Origin of the sequence: Ochrobactrum sp. EDr1-4 (genome assembly GCF_049199085.1) — a bacterium.
GTDB lineage: Bacteria > Pseudomonadota > Alphaproteobacteria > Rhizobiales > Rhizobiaceae > Brucella.
Genome location: NZ_JBLZOF010000001.1, coordinates 483,558 through 501,173 on the forward strand (window position 1 = coordinate 483,558; position 17,616 = coordinate 501,173).

The window sequence follows — 17,616 nt, forward strand, 5'->3', positions numbered from 1 at the left end:
TCATGGTTGATATCAATCAGATCCCAACCCGTCGTCCTTTCCATCGTCGTCGTAAGACCTGCCCATTCACAGGTCCAAACGCACCGAAGATCGACTACAAGGACATCAAGCTCCTGCAGCGTTACATTTCGGAACGTGGTAAAATCGTTCCTTCGCGTATTACAGCTGTTAGCCAGAAGAAGCAGCGCGAACTCGCTAAGGCGATCAAGCGTGCACGTTTCCTCGGCCTGCTGCCTTACGTAGTTAAGTAAGACTTTTTCGCGAGGCGGCATTCATGTCGCCTTGCGTTTCTTCCCGGATGCGATGGGCGTAACCGGAGCACTCAAAATCCCAAGTTGGGGCGGAGCGAAGAATCGCAGCCTCTAACTGCAAAACCGGAACAGCCGGAGCAGGACAGCGAATTTATGAAATTCAACGGAACCATCATTGGAGTCGGCATATTGGCGGGGCTTGCCTCGGCACTGATGTCGTCTGGCGTCATCGCCCAATCGGGCATGGCGGTGGTTTTGTATTTCCTGACACCATTGCCAATTTTTGTAGCCGCTCTTGGCTGGGGTTCGAGCGCAGGGCTTATCGCTGCTGCTTGCGCCACCATTGCGGTCGGCATTGTGGCTACGCCTATCGGCGCTGTTCTGATGGCGCTGACAAGCTATGCGCCAGCGGCAATCGGCGCTTATCTTTCGGGCCTCGCCCGTCCTGCATCAGAACTCGGCGGCCCAAAAGACGTGATGGTCTGGTATCCGCTTTCGGATATCGTTTTCCGTCTGGCTTTGATGGTTGCCGCAAGCTTCATCATCATCGGCTACATCGTCGGCTTCGGCCCGGATATGGCACGTGAACTTGCCAATACGCTGATCGACAGTCTTGCAGCCGCTGACCCTCAATTCACTGCAAGTGATGAAATGCGTCAGAGCGTTAGTGCACTTTTGATGGTTGCACTGCCTGCGATTCAGCCTGCGACATGCCTCGCCATTCTGATTGGCAATCTCTATCTGGCTCTACGTCTGACAGCACTTTCCGGTCGCCTGCGTCGTCCGCGTGATGACTGGCCCGCAACCATGCGCATGCCACGTCCGGCACTTCTGGTTTTTGCGGTTGCTCTTGCAGTTGCATTTTTGCCGGGTGCTGCTGGTCTCGTCGCAACAGTCGTGGTCGGTGCATTAAGCTTCGGCTTTATGATCGCCGGCTTGGCAACGTTCCATCAGCGCACCCGTGGTAAGCCATGGCGTCCAGTCGCTTTGTGGCTCGTTTACGTTGCGATCATTCTCTTCGCATTCCTGCTTTTCGTCTTCATGGTTTTTGGTCTTTTCGATACATCGCGCGGCGCGCCAATCTCGAAAATGCCAGAAGCCGACAACCAATAAATCCATATTTAAATCTCGAAAGGAAACTCAAATGGACGTTATTCTTCTGGAACGCATCAGCCGCCTCGGTCAGATGGGCGACACTGTAAAGGTTAAGGACGGCTTTGCCCGTAACTTCCTTCTGCCACAGGGCAAGGCTCTTCGTGCCAACGAAGCCAACCGCAAGAAGTTCGAAGGCCAGCGCGCGCAGCTCGAAGCTCAGAACCTTGAGCGCAAGAACGAAGCTGAAGCAGTTGCAACCAAGCTCAACGGCGAATCGTTCATCGTTGTTCGCTCGGCTGGTGAAACCGGTCAGCTTTACGGTTCGGTTTCGACCCGTGACATCGCTGACATCATCACTGCAAACGGCTTCAACCTGCACCGCAATCAGGTTGAACTGAAGCAGCCAATCAAGGCAATTGGCGTTCATGAAATCGTCATCACACTGCATCCTGAAGTGACTGTTACGGTTTCCGTAAACATCGCTCGTTCGACTGAAGAAGCCGAACGTCAGGCAAAGGGTGAAGACCTGACTTCGATCGAAGCCATTTACGGCATCGAAGAAGCTCCACTTGCTGATGAAGTCTTCGACGAAGACGAAGAAGGCGAAGAAGATCAGGCTTAATTAGCCCTCTTCCAGCCAATGAATGCCTGCCCTCAACGCAGGCGTTCCCATGGTGGTAAACTTTATATGATGATGCCCGGTGGTCTCCGCCGGGCATTTTCTCTTTTCAGATTAAAAAAACTCCCTATTCTTCATTTTAGTATTGGATTGGAAAAAGTGCCGACGGAAACGTCCGCGTTTGCTCAGGCGATAAGCCATAGGCCAAATGACCGAATGGAAATTGCCTGAAATCTGATGACAGTGCGGCTTATAAGGCAACGGGCCGCCTGCCATGCAACCGCATGGATGTTGCACTTGCTTCAATCCCGCATCGACCCAAAATCGATTTCGATTTTGGAAAGTACGATGCGAAACCTAGAGATTAGAGCGTCCTTTGTGCGTCCTGCGGACGCACGGCGCTCTAAAAAGGGAGATGGGGCCAATGCATGGAATGCTGCGTACTGTTCTTTCGCATATGATTAAAATCGGCGACCTCACGGTTACCGATTCAACTGGAACTGCCAATCGTTATGGTGACAAGACTGGTGAGCCGGTCCATATGCGGTTCAACACGCTCCATGCGGAACGCGCTGTCGCTCTCGACCCGGAACTGAAACTCGCTGAATGTTTCATGGATGGCGAGATCGATTTTCTGGAAGGCGATATTTATACGCTTCTGAAAATCGTCTTTGAGAACACTGGTCCAACAGCCGCTACTGAGCCATGGATGAAGGCGGCGGGAAAATTTCGCGTGCTGTTCCGTCGCTTCCAACAAATGAACAACATTGCGCGCTCATCGAGCAACATCAAAAGTCATTATGACCTGTCCGGTGCGCTTTACGATCTGTTTCTCGATCCCGACAAACAATATTCCTGTGCTTATTTCGAAACGCCAAATGCAACACTTGCGCAAGCACAGCTTGCTAAAAAGCGGCACATTGCGGCCAAGCTTCTTGTCAAAGAGGATCACAAGGTCCTCGACATTGGTTGCGGCTGGGGTGGCATGGGGCTTTACCTCGCCCGCTTTCTCAAAGCAAATGTCACAGGCGTCACACTGTCGGAAGAGCAACATGCCATCGCCAATCAGCGTGCATTGGATGAAGGTCTTTCAGACCGTGCCAAATTCCAACTAACAGACTATCGAAACATTGATGACCAGTTCGACCGGCTGGTTTCGGTTGGAATGTTTGAGCATGTCGGCATTGGACACTTCGCAGAATATTTCCAGCATGCCGCACGCTTATTGAAAAAAGACGGTGTGTTTGTGCTGCATGCGATTGGACGCGCTGATGGCCCCGGCGCGACCAACCCATTCATCCGAAAATATATCTTCCCGGGTGGTTATATCCCTGCTCTTTCTGAAGTCTTGCCGCATATCGAAAAAGCTGGGCTTTACGTCACCGACATTGAAATCCTGCGGCTTCATTATGCGGAGACACTCAAAGAATGGCGACTGGCTTTCATGGCACGGCGCGACGAGGCGAAAGCGCTTTATGACGAACGCTTCTGTCGTATGTGGGAGTTCTATCTGGCCGCATCAGAAAGCGCTTTCCGCTGGCAGAATATGATGGTCTTCCACATTCAAATTGCGCATCGTCAGGACGCAGTTCCACTCACCCGCAATTACATTGAGACCGAGGAAAAGCGTCTAAAACGGCTCGACAGCGCACCCGAAGGCGCAAACAGTGAAGTGCGGGAAATAACAAAAAGACTAAAGGTGTAAGTATCTCGAAGACACTTTGTTTATTAATCGGCAAAATTAATGCTATGAGATTTAAACCCAATAGTACCACCGGCATCAAGTCTCGGATACTATTGACCAAATCCCTAATTATCTCTTAAAGCACATTAACTTAGTTGCTTTGATTCATATGGCACTAAATCGCCCGGTCTTTTTAGATCGGCTCGATATTAAAGCCGAATGTTTGGGGACGTCGATTAGAGAATGAAGCCAATTGTTTTTGACGCATCTTTCGCAATACAACGACTAGGCCAAATACCAACAGGAATTGGCCGCGTCGAAAGAGCATGGTTGAAATATATAATTGGCTTAAATTCACCAATATATTTTTCCGTACGTCGAAATGACAAGGTCATGATTCTTGATAGAGAAGCCTCCTCGTATCTTATCGAAATACTTGAAAAAAATTCTTCTGATAGTTTGAACTATAAATCTAAAATATTTTGGAAATTGGGGCGGAAGCGTCGTGCGGTTCGAACAAATTTGGCACAATTCGCGATTATGACCTGGCATAGCTTTGAAAAAAAACAAAAGCTTTCCAAGCACTTTAAACGGCTATGTCCGCAAGGCGGCTGGTACATATCAACTGGCCTTCATCCGGGCGAGGATGTTTTTCTTGATACTATTCGAGAAGCTGGCTTGCGTACCGCAGTGATGCTGCACGACACTATTGCCCTGGACTTTCCTCAATATTGTGAAGCCGCGATGAAGCCTCACTTGCAAGGACTGGTAAAATACCAAGCAGAATCCGGCGATTACCTTATATGCAACTCACAATCAACCGCCGACAGTTTTGTTCAACACGCATTGCGATTAAACGGAAACCCGGCCAAAACTAAGTACATCGTCTCGCATCTTGGCCTCCACGATACAAAGAAAGTAAACATCGGAGAAATATCTGCATCCTATGCGAGTATAGATAAGAAACGACCGATTCATGTCATACTAGGTACAATTGAACCGCGTAAAAACCATAGCTTCGTTGTCAATCTTTGGGAAAAATTAGCCCAAGAAACAACACCAGAGATTATGCCTCAGTTGGTTGTATTGGGACACTGGGGATGGAAAATTGAAGACCTGAAAAATCGACTGGAAAACAGCCCCTTATTGGGCGAGTCAATCCATCTCTTAATTGGCCCCAACGACACTACGGTCGCACAGTTACTTGCTGATTGTAACGCTTTACTTATGCCAAGTTTTGCAGAGGGTTATGGGCTACCAGTACTTGAAGCTGCCCGTGAAGGTATTCCCGTTATTGCAAATGATTTGGCAGTATATCGCGAAATCGCGGGCGACTATCCTCATTTATGTAGCATTGATGATCCTGAAGGGTGGGAGCGACTTATCAAACTTCACTCCGAAAAGCATAAGCGTTTGCAACCACCACCAATCCCCCAATGGGATGCGCATTTCGAGCGCGTCATGAGCGCCTTACGCGAAGCCGATGCGAGTGGCAGCGTCCGAAATTAGCGCGCTTAAATTGATCGTCACTCTGTGGATGACTGTGAATCATGGTATAGTTTGTATCTTCCAGCGGGAATCACCTTGAGGCCGCGTTGCATTTGGCCACAGTTCAAGGCTAGCTGGAAAAGATCAGACACAGGATACGACAGACATGGCGGAAGCGGTGGTACGCAAACTTGACGATGCGCGCGATCAGAAAGACGCGCTTTATCGTGAAGCACCTCATAACATTGAAGCAGAACAGGCGCTATTGGGCGCTATTCTGATCAACAATGATGCGTTCTACCGCGTTTCCGACTTTCTGAAATCAACGCATTTCTTTGAGCCTCTACATCGACGCATCTACGAGATTTCAACTGATCTCATCCGCGTTGGCAAAATGGCCAATCCGGTCACGATGAAGACCTTCTTACCGAACGAAGGCAAGATCGGTGATCTGACCGTGTTCCAGTATGTCGCGCGTCTTGCCACTGAAGCCGTCACCATCATCAATGCCGAAGATTATGGCCGTGCGATCTATGATCTTGCGACCCGCCGCGCGCTGATCGGCATTGGCGAAGACATGGTCAATGTCGCCTATGACGCGCCTGTCGATAATGCACCGCAGGAGCAGATTGAAGACGCCGAACGCCGTCTTTTTGAACTCGCTGAAACTGGCCGTTATGACGGTGGTTTTCAGGCGTTTAAAGACGCTGTCACCAACGCTGTTGATATGGCCAATGCCGCCTTCATGCGCGATGGCCATTTATCCGGTGTCTCCACCGGCATTCACATGCTTGATGGCAAGATGGGTGGCCTGCAGCCTTCCGATTTGATCGTACTAGCCGGTCGCCCGGGTATGGGTAAGACCTCGCTGGCAACCAATATCGCTTTCAACATCGCCAATGCCTACGAAGCTGACCAACAGGCCGATGGCTCTATGAAGGCTAAGAACGGCGGCGTTGTCGGTTTCTTCTCGCTCGAAATGTCGGCTGAACAGCTCGCAACGCGTATTATTTCTGAGCAGACAGAAGTTTCGTCTTCAAAAATCCGCCGTGGTGACATTACCGAATCCGACTTCGAAAAACTGGTCGCCTGCTCGCAACATATGCAGAAGATTCCACTCTACATCGATCAGACCGGTGGTATTTCGATTGCACAGCTGGCGGCGCGCGCGCGCCGTCTGAAGCGCCAGCGCGGCCTTGATGTTCTTGTGATCGACTATATTCAGCTGATGACAGGTTCTTCCAAGGCATCTGCACAGAACCGTGTTCAGGAAATCACCGAAATCACTACCGGCCTGAAAGCGCTTGGCAAAGAACTCAATGTTCCGATCATTGCGCTCTCACAGCTCTCGCGTCAGGTTGAAAGCCGAGAAGACAAGCGTCCGCAGCTCTCCGATCTTCGTGAATCGGGTTCGATCGAGCAGGATGCCGACGTGGTTCTTTTCGTGTTCCGCGAAGAATATTACGTCAAGAATTTAGAGCCGCGGGATGAGTTCGACCCGAAATATGAAGAATGGAAGCAGCACTTTGAAAAAGTGAAAGGTACGGCTGACGTAATTGTCGCTAAGCAGCGTCACGGACCAACCGGCACCGTTAAGCTCGCGTTCCAGGCAGAGTTCACGCGATTTGCAGATTTGGCCGAAGGTTCTTATATCCCTGACCAGTATGAATAGTTTCTCCAATCCTAAAGAGCGTGTCTGATGGCCAAGGCACGCATTCAGTTCATCTGCCAAAATTGCGGCGCAGTGCATACGCGCTGGGCGGGTAAGTGCGACGGTTGTGGCGAGTGGAATACACTCGTCGAAGAAGGCACCAATAGCGGCATTGGGTCTGGTCCCGGCTCCATGTTGTCCAAGCGCAAGGGCCGCGCTGTTGCACTCACCTCGCTATCGGGTGAAATCGAAGATGCCCCGCGCATCATATCCGGCATCAGCGAACTTGATCGGGTTACCGGCGGTGGCTTCGTTCGTGGTTCGGCTATCCTGATTGGTGGCGATCCGGGCATCGGAAAATCGACGCTCTTGACACAGGCCGCAGCAGCCCTCGCCAATCACGGTCATCGCATTGTCTATGTGTCGGGCGAAGAAGCCGTTGCGCAGATACGCCTGCGCGCGCAGCGATTAGGCGTTGCATCATCCGCGGTGGAACTGGCCGCTGAAACCAATGTCGAAGACATTTTAGCGACGATTTCTGACGGCAAGCGACCTGATCTGGTTATCATCGATTCGATCCAGACACTCTGGACCGACATGGCAGATTCTGCACCTGGCACAGTCACACAGGTGCGCTCATCAGCACAAGCAATGATCCGCTATGCGAAGCAGACGGGTGCGGCGGTTGTTCTCGTCGGACACGTCACCAAGGAAGGCCAGATTGCCGGTCCACGTGTTGTTGAACATATGGTCGATGGCGTCCTCTATTTTGAAGGCGAAGGCGGACATCAATACCGTATCCTTCGTACCGTGAAAAACCGTTTCGGCCCGACTGACGAAATAGGCGTGTTTGAAATGTCGGATGGTGGCTTGCGCGAAGTCTCTAATCCGTCTGAACTGTTCCTTGGCGAACGCAATGCGAAATCGCCGGGTGCAGCCGTTTTTGCCGGCATGGAAGGCACCCGCCCGGTACTGGTCGAAATACAGGCACTGGTCTCTCCCTCATCGCTCGGCACGCCGCGCCGTGCTGTTGTCGGTTGGGATGGAAGCCGTTTGGCAATGATTTTGGCTGTGCTCGAATCACATTGCGGCGTGCGCTTTGGCCAGCACGATGTCTATCTTAATGTGGCAGGTGGTTATCGCATCAGCGAGCCTGCAGCTGACATTGCGGTTGCTGCGGCGCTTGTTTCGTCCATCGCTGGTATTGCCCTGCCCGCAGATAGTGTTTATTTCGGCGAAATCAGCCTTTCCGGTGCTGTTCGTGCGGTTTCGCATGCGGTACAGAGACTGAAAGAAGCTGAAAAGCTCGGCTTTCAGCAGGCGGTAGCGCCGGGTGGAACCAGTGACCTTTGGAAAGATCGCGGTTTTGGCCTTGTGGAGACGACCGCTCTGTCGGATCTAGTTGTGCGTATTGCTGCATCGGGTCCGGCCAAAAAATGACCATGATCTGCAATCATCAGGTTGCAGATCATTGAATTTAATGAGATTTAACTGCGGAAGGTTTCGTCAACTTTCCGATGTTAAACTATCAAAAATTTGACTGCCCCGCAGGTAAAGACATCCTGCGTATCAATTAAGGACAGCCCAGAATGCCGGTTACGCTACTTGATGGAATTCTACTCGGAATAACACTGGTTTCGGCCATTCTTGCGATGGTTCGCGGCTTCTCGCGCGAGGTGCTGTCGCTGGTTTCATGGGCTGCGGCAGCTGCAGCGGCCTATCTGTTTTACCAGCCTGTGCTGCCTTATCTCCAGCCATACATCAACAATGAGACAATCGCGAAGATTGCAGCCGCTGGCGCAGTGTTCCTCGTCGTGCTTATTGTTGTTTCGCTGATTACAATGAAAATTGCCGATTTCATCATCGACAGCCGCATTGGTGCACTTGATCGCACACTCGGCTTCCTGTTCGGTGCTGCCCGTGGTGTTCTGCTCGTGGTCGTTGCGATGTTGTTCTTCAACTGGCTGGTTCCAACCGGACAACCTGCATGGGTCACGAACGCAAAATCCAAGCCAATGCTCGACTCTTTTGGTCAGCAGCTTGTTGAACTTCTGCCTGCTGACCCTGAATCAGCCATAAAGCAATTCAAACCAGGCCAGGACACGCAAACGCCAGCTGGCACTACCACTGAGCAGCCTGTACCGGATGATACTCCAGCTGCAAACTGATCCTGAATAAACATTTTTGGAACCGGCACGTTATGCGTTGCCGGTTTCATCTGTTTTCAGCCTCAATCAATGCCTATATTGAGCGCTGAAAATGACGCAGGCGAAAGCGAGCACTTTTAAAGTGGCGGCTTTTCCTGTAAATATCGCTTTTAGTAACCGCAATCGAAAGGTCTTGCGGACGATGTCCCAACAATCGCATGACGAAAACTCCTTTATGCTGGACGATGACACGTTGCATGAAGAGTGTGGTGTATTTGGTATTCTCGGCCATGAAGACGCAGCAGCGCTGACAGCGCTTGGTCTGCACGCTCTTCAACATCGCGGACAGGAAGCAGCCGGTATCGTGTCTTACCATAAGGGTCGTTTCCATTCGGAACGCCACATGGGACTGGTCGGCGATCACTTCACCGATGCGTCGATGCTTAATCGTCTTCCGGGCGACCGGGCTATCGGTCACGTGCGCTATTCAACGACCGGCGAAACGATCCTGCGCAATGTGCAGCCGCTTTTTGCCGAGCTCGAAGTTGGCGGCATCGCGATTGCGCATAACGGCAATTTCACCAATGGCATTACGCTGCGCAAGCAGCTGATTGCTTCGGGTGCAATCTTTCAGGCAACATCCGACACCGAAGTCGTACTGCATATGATTGCGCGTTCGCGTCAGACCTCCTCGAGCGCACGTTTTGTCGATGCAATCCGTCAGGTCGAAGGCGGCTATGCTATGCTCGCTCTGACCCGTACCAAGTTGATTGCGGCACGCGATCCGGTCGGTATTCGTCCCCTCGTCATGGGTGAACTCGACGGCAAGCCAATCTTCTGCTCGGAAACCTGTGCTCTCGACATTATCGGTGCGAAATATATTCGCGACGTGGAAAACGGCGAAGTCATCATCTGCGAAATCCAGAAAGATGGCTCAATCACAACCGATTGCATCAAGGCCGAAAACCCGCAGCCAGAACGTCTTTGCCTGTTTGAATATGTCTATTTTGCGCGCCCTGACTCGGTCGTCGGTGGACGCAGCGTTTATGTTGCGCGCAAAAACATGGGCATGGAACTGGCAAAAGAATCGCCAATCGAAGCTGATGTTGTTGTCCCTGTACCGGATGGTGGAACACCAGCGGCGCTTGGCTTTGCGCAGGCCAGCGGCATTCCATTTGAATATGGTATCATCCGCAATCACTATGTCGGTCGTACCTTCATTGAGCCAACCCAGCAGATCCGTGCTCTTGGTGTGAAGCTCAAGCATTCGGCCAATCGTGCGATGATTGAAGGCAAGCGCGTGGTTCTGGTGGATGATTCCATCGTGCGCGGCACAACGTCGGTCAAAATCGTGCAGATGATCCGCGATGCCGGTGCCAAGGAAGTGCATATCCGCGTGGCAAGCCCGATGATTTTCCATCCGGATTTCTACGGTATTGATACGCCGGACGGCGATAAGCTGCTGGCGAACCAATATGACAGCCTTGAAGCGATGTGCCGATATATCGGTGCAGATTCGCTGGCATTCCTCACCATCGACGGGCTTTATAAGGCCGTTGGCGGCGAGGCTCGTGATCCAAAGGCCCCTGCCTTTACCGATCACTATTTCACGGGTGAATATCCAACCCGCCTTCTCGATCAGGAAGGCGAAAGCAACATCCACACGTTGTCGCTTCTCGCCTCAAACGGCTGATCGATTGTCTTCACGCAGGCGGCTCAACGGGCCGCCTGTTTCATAAGCTAGCATCAGAGCGCGTTTCGATCTGATTGAATTAGATCGGCGCTCTAAATGTTTGTTTTAACGCGCATCTTTTCCGAAAACTGCTTCACACTTTTTGGGATGCGCTCTACACTGGGGGTATAATGAGTATCGACCTTACAGGCCGCGTGGCCTTGGTAACGGGCGCATCGCGCGGTATTGGTTATTTTCTGTCGCTTGAACTGGCAAAGCGCGGCGCGCATGTGATTGCCGTTGCGCGCACCGTTGGCGGTTTGGAAGAACTCGACGACGATATTCGCAAGGTCGGTGGCAGCGCAACACTCGTGCCGCTCGATATTACCGATATGGAAGCGATTGACCGTCTTGGCGGTTCCATTCATGAACGTTGGGGCAAGCTCGACATTCTGGTAGCGAACGCTGGTATTCTTGGCACGATTTCCCCCATCGGCCATATAGAATCCAAAGTTTTTGATCAGGTCATGAATGTAAACGTCACGAGCGTATGGCGTCTTATCCGTACAACCGACACCCTGCTGCGCGCATCAGATGCAGGACGCGCGATTCTGCTGTCATCGGGCGTTGCACATACCTGCCGCGCTTTCTGGGCTCCTTATGCAGCTTCCAAGGCTGCTGTCGAGGTGATGGGACGTAGCTGGGCTGAAGAAACCAAGCAGATGAAGCTCAAGGTCAACTCGGTCAATCCCGGCGCAACCCGTACCGCCATGCGCGCAAAAGCTATGCCGGGTGAAGATCCTGAAACATTGCCGACACCGCAGTCCGTTGCAGAAAAGATCGTCCAGCTGGCCGATCCGAACCTCGACGTTACAGGTAAGCTTTACGACGTGCGTCAGGATAAGTTCCTCGACTATCACTTGCCTTCCTAATCGCTGCTTTTCTGGCCTTACTTAGAGCGCGTTTCGATCTGATTGAATCAGATCCGCGCTCTAATTATCTTTTTGGCGCGCATCTTGGTCCGAAAACCGTTTTACACTTTTCGGGATGCGCGCTAACCTCAAGGCCGGAATTACCTTTTTGAGTATTCCGCTCCTGCTGAACCATTCGGCCTTGTTTTAAAGCGGACCCCTCCCCCAACCATATTATTCTGAAGCTTACTTTTCCCAATTTATTGGAGGAACAATGACTTACGACATGGAACGATTTATCGTCATCAGCGGTGGTCCCGGATCAGGCAAAAGTACGCTGATTGATGCGCTTGAAAGCCTAGGCTTTGCACGCAGCATTGAAGCAGGCCGTGCCATTATCCAGCATCAGGTCGAAATCGGCGGAAACGCATTGCCATGGGCGGATCGCGCTCTGTTTTCGGAACTGATGCTGTCGTGGGAGATGCGTTCCTACGACTTCGCGCTCAAGCAACAATGCCCTGTGTTTTTCGACCGTGGCGTGCCGGATGTTATCGGCTATCTCACGCTTTGCGGTCTGCCCGTACCTGAACATATGCACCGCGCAGCGTCGATGATTCGATATAACAAAACGGTGTTTCTCGCCCCGCCATGGGAGGCAATTTTTGGTCAGGATGCCGAGCGCAAACAAGACTTCGATGAAGCCTTGCGCACATTCAAAGCCATGGAAGAAACATATCGGGGGCTTGGATATGAAATCGCGCTCCTGCCGAAATCAACGGTTCAGGAGCGCGTCAATTTCATCCGCAAAACCTTGCCGTCAGACTTCTTCTGACGGCTCGCTTTCAATTGCCGCTTTGCGGTCAGCGGCTTCGCGCTTGTTCCACGCAACAAGGCTGAACGGCAGAAAAGCCAGATAAGCAAGAGCTGTGAGCGTAAGCGTGTGCCATGTGAAGCTCATGAGAAACGCCACATAGATCACCACCAGCAAAATCAGCGGCATAACGAAATCGCGACGAATGAGACCACCAGCAGACTTGCCATTATAGACCGGCAGACGGCTGACCAGCAGGAAAGCAATCGCCACGGTGAAAACCGCAACCGCAAAAGCCAGCCCCTTGGTTGGTGTAAGCCCGAGGAAACCGAGATAGACTGGTAACAGTACCAGCATCGCGCCAGCAGGTGCTGGAACGCCGATGAAATAATTGCTCTGCCAAGGCGGACGGTTCGGGTCTTCCAGCATCACATTGAAACGCGCCAAGCGCAGGCAGCAGGCAATCGCATAGAGAAGTGCGGCGATCCAGCCGAAAGAGCGCGCCTGATCAAGCACATAGACATAAAGCACCAGCGCGGGTGCAACGCCAAAATTGACGATATCAGCGAGTGAATCCATCTGCTCGCCAAACTTCGACGAGCCTTTCATCATACGCGCAACGCGACCATCCACACCGTCGAGAAATGCCGCAACCAGCACCATCATCACCGCAAGTTCAAAGCGATGCTCAAATGCCAGCCGAATGCCCGTAAGCCCCGCGCAAATTGCAAGAACTGTGATGACATTCGGGACAACAATGCGCAGTGGGATCTGCGACAATCTAGGGCCGCGCGATGAATTCACGCGGCCATTCGGCTCGAAAGGTGGGAATGGTGTTTCCATCGGCTCAGGCGATCCGAACCACTGGTTCAGCGCGTGTGCCACCAAATTCAGCAAGCACGGTTTCACCGGCCACGGCTGTCTGACCAACAGCCACGCGAACCGATGCACCGGCTGGCAGATAAACATCAACGCGTGAGCCAAAACGGATTAGGCCGAAGCGTTCGCCGACTGAAAGATTATCGCTTTCACGCGACCAGCAGACGATACGGCGTGCGACAAGACCTGCGATCTGCACAACGCCGACTTTACCATTTGCACTGTCGATAAGAACGGAATTGCGTTCATTATCAGTGCTGGCCTTGTCGAGCTCTGCATTGAGGAACTTACCCGGACGGTGGAAAATCTTTTCGATCTTGCCACGTACCGGCGCGCGGTTGATATGCACCGAAAACACATTCATGAACACAGAAACACGCATCAGCGGCTCTGCACCGAGATCAAGTTCAGCTGGCGGCACAGCCGGACCAACGAAAGATACTTTGCCATCAGCCGGGCTGATCACCAGATCATCGGCAATGGGCGTCACGCGTTCAGGGTCACGGTAAAAATAGATGCACCAGATGGTCAGCACCAGGCCAACCCAGAAAAGCGGCTCCCACAGCCAGCCCAGAATGAGCGAAACCACGAAAAACGCCGCGATAAACGGATAGCCTTCACGATGGATCGGCACGAAAGTGTTACGGATTGTATCAGACAGGCTCATCGATTTTCCTTTAGGTTTGGCCGTTTTTACCTCATCCTGTCCAAAATCCAAATCGATTTCGCAAATTATTCACGACTGTTAAGGCGCGTGATCCTACCGTGCCTTACGGCCAGTAATTCGTATAGCGCGTGAAAATGATAAAGAGTGCAAAGAGGATCACCGCCGAGATCACAAAAACACAGGCGATCTTATAGACGCTCCACACGAGCCACAGCGAAAATCTAATCATTTGCCCCCTTGTGGAAATACTGGCTTCTCGACTCGTCTGTAAAAACTTGCGCAACGAAATTTGCTGTCCACTCGCCCGTAATTTCGTAAGGCGTCCCACCGACCTCCAGGTCATCTTCGAATAGGTTGAAGGTATCCAAAGGATCTTTGAACGTATCTGTAAAGTAGAATTGACTTTCGCCACTAATTAGCAACATGGCACCTTGCGTTGTAACGTCCCCGTTAAAATAACCATATATGCTAGCTGTCCCATGTGAAAATTGAATGGGTTTAAAGTCATAATTTCCTTCAAAATAATACCACAGTGCCTTCATCCCGCCTTCGCGAGCTTTACTTGCAATTTGACCCGACAATCGACGAAATGCACCTTTGTTTTTATCGTGATGAGCATACTGCTCCGCAATCTCTTGCAAATGGCCTATTTCCAACAAAGTTACCGGGCGTCCATTCCCAAAAAAATAATGTTTCACGAAATCCAAATTATCCCAGCGACCATAGGGCGCTGCGAGATTTGATGAAAAATTATGCGTTGCATATTCTGTTGCCCCTTCGACATATGGCTCAGCGACACATCGGCAATTATACTCTTCACCAGGATGGCCAGTAACAGGCCGTTCATTCCATGAAAATAGTTTACCATCATTGGCAGCATGTTCGCTTCGTACGCGACCATCATGCTTGGTACGCCAAATATAATGTGTGGCGCTCCGCTCCTTAGCACCAACTTTTGCTTTGTATGACAAAGCTTGATTATAACGCGTCAGATACCGAAGAAATTTTTCTTCGGTATCTGACGCATCCATAATTTCGTTCCAAACACGAGGAACGCTACCATGTTTTATGTAGTGACTGAAAGCTTCCCGACGGCTTAATTCATTCAACCGCTGCCTGCTTTTATCGATCTTCGATAAATATATATTCATGAGCCCTCTCAAATTACAATTGCTAAGAGGGTAATGGCGATAGATCCTAAGAGGATAACTTATTCAAAAATTTGTTTCTATCAGGCTCGAAAGTTGCATTTCATCGGCGTGAACGACAACGGCGCTTTTCAAGCCATGCAAGATTTTTCAAATTGGGGTTGGAGTAGTTGCGCCATTTGCATGACACTACCAATGGATCTTGACTGCGCTCATACAACAAGTCAGGCCCCACCCACGCGGTATAATATCCGTAGCAACTATATGGCGGCTTACTCAACCCAGTTATATCCCGCTTTCCCTTTGGAACAGGCAAGTTTGTTTCTCCGTCAAAGACACCACCACCGGGATCCATAGTAAAGACCTCGATATAGCGGTCATTGAAACACATAAACTCCATATCTTCCGCAAGTCGTGTGTATCCGTCTGAAGTAAAAAGATCAGATTGGCCATGTAGAGTAAAATTGAAAACGCGCTTCACCACCATTTTGTTCGGCAAGACGTAGCTGTCGTTAAAATACACAACCATAGCAACCAGCATAAATACAAAATAAAGGGTTACAATCGTAACGCAGAAAAACTCGTAGACCTTCCAGGTCCACCAGAGTGTCCTTTTCCAAAATGTTTTTTGCCGAAATATCTGTAACATTGTCAGCCCCCAGACTGACAATGCCTTAATTCTCGATCTCTGCAAAGAGCCTTACTCGGCTGCTGGAACACCGCGGCTGACGACGCCCATATCGTCATTTTCGCGAACCTGACGCAGGCGTTCTTCTGCCTCATCCGCTTCGCGCTGACGGCTCCACATTGATGCATAGAGACCATCCTGCAAGAGCAGATCGCGGTGTGTGCCACGCTCGGCGATCAGACCATCTTTCAGAACGATGATTTCGTCAGCACTGATCACAGTCGACAGACGATGAGCGATCACCAGCGTTGTGCGACCACGGCTGACGATATCGAGCGCCGACTGGATTTCCTGCTCCGTCGCGGTATCGAGCGCCGAAGTTGCCTCATCCAGAATGAGGATTGGTGGCGCTTTGAGGATCGTGCGTGCAATCGCAACGCGCTGCTTTTCGCCACCCGAAAGCTTCAGTCCGCGTTCACCCACCATCGCCTGATAGCCTTCCGGCAGATGTTTGATGAACTGGGAAATTTGCGCCATTTCGGCTGCCTTTTCCATGTCCTGATCGCTCGCATCGGTGCGGCCATAACGAATGTTATAGGCAATCGTATCGTTGAACAGCACCGTATCCTGCGGCACCATGCCGATGACTTTACGCAAGCTTTCCTGTGTCACTTCGCGCACGTCCTGCCCGTCAATCGTGACAGAACCCGACTGCACATCATAAAAGCGGAACAGCAGTCGCGAGATCGTGGATTTGCCCGCACCCGATGGGCCTACAATCGCTACCGTCTTGCCCGCTGGCACTTCAAAGCTCACACCTTTAAGGATCGGGCGGTTGGCATCATAAGCAAAATGCACATCGTTAAAACGGATTGCACCCTTATCGACGCTAAGCGGCTCGGCAGTTGGCTTGTCCTGCACTTCTTGTTGCACATCGAGAAGGTCGAACATCTGCTCAATATCAGTCAAACCCTGACGGATTTCGCGATAAATGAAACCGATGAAATTGAGCGGGATGGAAAGCTGCATCAGCATGGCATTGATGAAAACGAAGTCACCGAGCGACTGCGTGCCAGCCTGCACTTCACGCGCCGACATCACCATGACAATCGCCATACCGACACCGAAGATGACGGCCTGACCGAAGTTGAGCCAGCCAAGCGAGGTCCATGTCTTGGTGGCCGCATCTTCATAACGCGCCATGGACGCATCGAAGCGTTCGGCTTCCATCGTCTCGTTCCCGAAATACTTGACCGTCTCGAAGTTGAGCAAGGAGTCGATGGCCTTGGTATTGGCATCAGTGTCGGAGTCATTCATCTCGCGACGGATATTGATGCGCCAGTCACTTGCCTTGATCGTGAACCACGTATAGGCGACGACCGTCGCGGCCACGACGAGAAGATAAGAAAAGCCGTAAGCAAAGGCGAAAATCACCGCCGTTAATGCGAATTCCAGCACAGTCGGCAATGTATTGAGGATCGTGAAACGTACAATCGTTTCAATGCCCTTCGTGCCACGCTCAATGACGCGCGAAAGCCCGCCCGTGCGCCGCTCCAGATGGAAGCGCAGTGAGAGCTGATGCATATGCACGAAGGTTTTATAGGCAAGCTGGCGCACCGCATGCTGGCCAACGCTTGCAAACAACGCATCACGAAGCTGGTTTAAACCCGCCTGAATGATCTTGGCGGCATTATAGGCCAGAACCAGCATAACCGCGCCGGTGAGAAAAAGCGGAATGTAATCCGCGGCGTCAAGCTGGCCGTTCAACGCGTTCGTCACCCATTTGAAAAAATAGGGAACGAGGATCAGCACAAGCTTGGAAATTACCAGATAGAACGTCGCCCATACCACGCGCATGCGTAGGTCTGGCCGTTCAGAAGGCCACATATAGGGCCACAGATTTCGCAATGTTTTGAATGTTTCGCCAGAATCGGCAGAAACAGTTTTGGGGGAACTCATGGTGTT

The 17,616-nt window shown here is 51.4% G+C and carries 16 protein-coding genes; 11 read left to right on the forward strand and 5 right to left on the reverse strand.

Features of this window, described 5'->3' with window-relative positions:
- Positions 1-2 precede the first annotated feature (2 nt).
- The 11 genes from rpsR to ACOZHT_RS02530 all read left to right on the forward strand — a co-directional run bounded on the left by rpsR (position 3) and on the right by ACOZHT_RS02530 (position 12,350).
- The gene (gene rpsR, locus ACOZHT_RS02480) at positions 3-251 is read left to right on the forward strand and encodes a 30S ribosomal protein S18 (RefSeq protein ID WP_022712184.1); all 249 of its coding nucleotides are present in this window, start codon (positions 3-5) and stop codon (positions 249-251) included.
- A 153-nt stretch (positions 252-404) separates the two neighbouring features.
- The gene (locus ACOZHT_RS02485; RefSeq protein WP_339508011.1) at positions 405-1,364 is read left to right on the forward strand and encodes a DUF2232 domain-containing protein; all 960 of its coding nucleotides are present in this window, start codon (positions 405-407) and stop codon (positions 1,362-1,364) included.
- Between the two features lie 31 nt (positions 1,365-1,395).
- Entirely contained in the window at positions 1,396-1,968 is a 573-nt protein-coding gene (gene rplI, locus ACOZHT_RS02490; protein WP_339508010.1) for a 50S ribosomal protein L9, read from the forward strand.
- Between the two features lie 421 nt (positions 1,969-2,389).
- Positions 2,390-3,670, forward strand: coding sequence for a cyclopropane-fatty-acyl-phospholipid synthase family protein (locus ACOZHT_RS02495; protein WP_339508009.1), 1,281 nt, complete (start codon positions 2,390-2,392; stop codon positions 3,668-3,670).
- Between the two features lie 222 nt (positions 3,671-3,892).
- On the forward strand, positions 3,893-5,158 hold the full coding sequence (locus ACOZHT_RS02500) for a glycosyltransferase family 1 protein (protein ID WP_339508008.1): 1,266 nt from the start codon (positions 3,893-3,895) through the stop codon (positions 5,156-5,158).
- 145 nt (positions 5,159-5,303) lie between these two features.
- Positions 5,304-6,809 (forward strand): replicative DNA helicase, encoded by a 1,506-nt coding sequence (locus ACOZHT_RS02505; RefSeq protein ID WP_339508007.1) that lies wholly within the window; start codon positions 5,304-5,306, stop codon positions 6,807-6,809.
- A 27-nt stretch (positions 6,810-6,836) separates the two neighbouring features.
- Entirely contained in the window at positions 6,837-8,228 is a 1,392-nt protein-coding gene (gene radA, locus ACOZHT_RS02510) for a DNA repair protein RadA (RefSeq protein WP_339508006.1), read from the forward strand.
- A 149-nt stretch (positions 8,229-8,377) separates the two neighbouring features.
- Positions 8,378-8,956 (forward strand): CvpA family protein, encoded by a 579-nt coding sequence (locus ACOZHT_RS02515; protein ID WP_310010785.1) that lies wholly within the window; start codon positions 8,378-8,380, stop codon positions 8,954-8,956.
- 181 nt (positions 8,957-9,137) lie between these two features.
- Positions 9,138-10,628, forward strand: coding sequence for an amidophosphoribosyltransferase (gene purF / locus ACOZHT_RS02520; protein WP_339508005.1), 1,491 nt, complete (start codon positions 9,138-9,140; stop codon positions 10,626-10,628).
- 170 nt (positions 10,629-10,798) lie between these two features.
- Complete coding sequence (locus ACOZHT_RS02525; RefSeq protein ID WP_339508004.1) at positions 10,799-11,539, forward strand: SDR family NAD(P)-dependent oxidoreductase; 741 nt, start codon at positions 10,799-10,801, stop codon at positions 11,537-11,539.
- 253 nt (positions 11,540-11,792) lie between these two features.
- Positions 11,793-12,350: an AAA family ATPase gene (locus ACOZHT_RS02530; protein ID WP_339508002.1), complete on the forward strand. Its 558-nt coding sequence runs from the start codon at positions 11,793-11,795 to the stop codon at positions 12,348-12,350.
- Here ACOZHT_RS02530 and pssA read toward each other — a convergent pair.
- The 5 genes from pssA to ACOZHT_RS02555 all read right to left on the reverse strand — a co-directional run bounded on the left by pssA (position 12,336) and on the right by ACOZHT_RS02555 (position 17,610).
- Positions 12,336-13,172 (reverse strand): CDP-diacylglycerol--serine O-phosphatidyltransferase, encoded by an 837-nt coding sequence (gene pssA / locus ACOZHT_RS02535; RefSeq protein ID WP_310011114.1) that lies wholly within the window; start codon positions 13,170-13,172, stop codon positions 12,336-12,338. The genes ACOZHT_RS02530 and pssA overlap by 15 nt on opposite strands.
- Before the next feature lie 4 nt (positions 13,173-13,176).
- A complete protein-coding gene (locus tag ACOZHT_RS02540; protein WP_339508001.1) occupies positions 13,177-13,875 on the reverse strand; it encodes a phosphatidylserine decarboxylase in 699 nt (232 codons plus the stop codon).
- A 221-nt stretch (positions 13,876-14,096) separates the two neighbouring features.
- Entirely contained in the window at positions 14,097-15,026 is a 930-nt protein-coding gene (locus ACOZHT_RS02545) for a phage minor head protein (protein ID WP_339507999.1), read from the reverse strand.
- A gap of 100 nt (positions 15,027-15,126) precedes the next feature.
- Positions 15,127-15,672 (reverse strand): hypothetical protein, encoded by a 546-nt coding sequence (locus tag ACOZHT_RS02550; protein WP_339507997.1) that lies wholly within the window; start codon positions 15,670-15,672, stop codon positions 15,127-15,129.
- Between the two features lie 51 nt (positions 15,673-15,723).
- Positions 15,724-17,610 carry an ABCB family ABC transporter ATP-binding protein/permease gene (locus ACOZHT_RS02555; RefSeq protein WP_421565306.1) on the reverse strand — a complete coding sequence of 629 codons (1,887 nt, stop codon included), beginning with the start codon at positions 17,608-17,610 and terminating at the stop codon, positions 15,724-15,726.
- Positions 17,611-17,616: the final 6 nt, after the last annotated feature.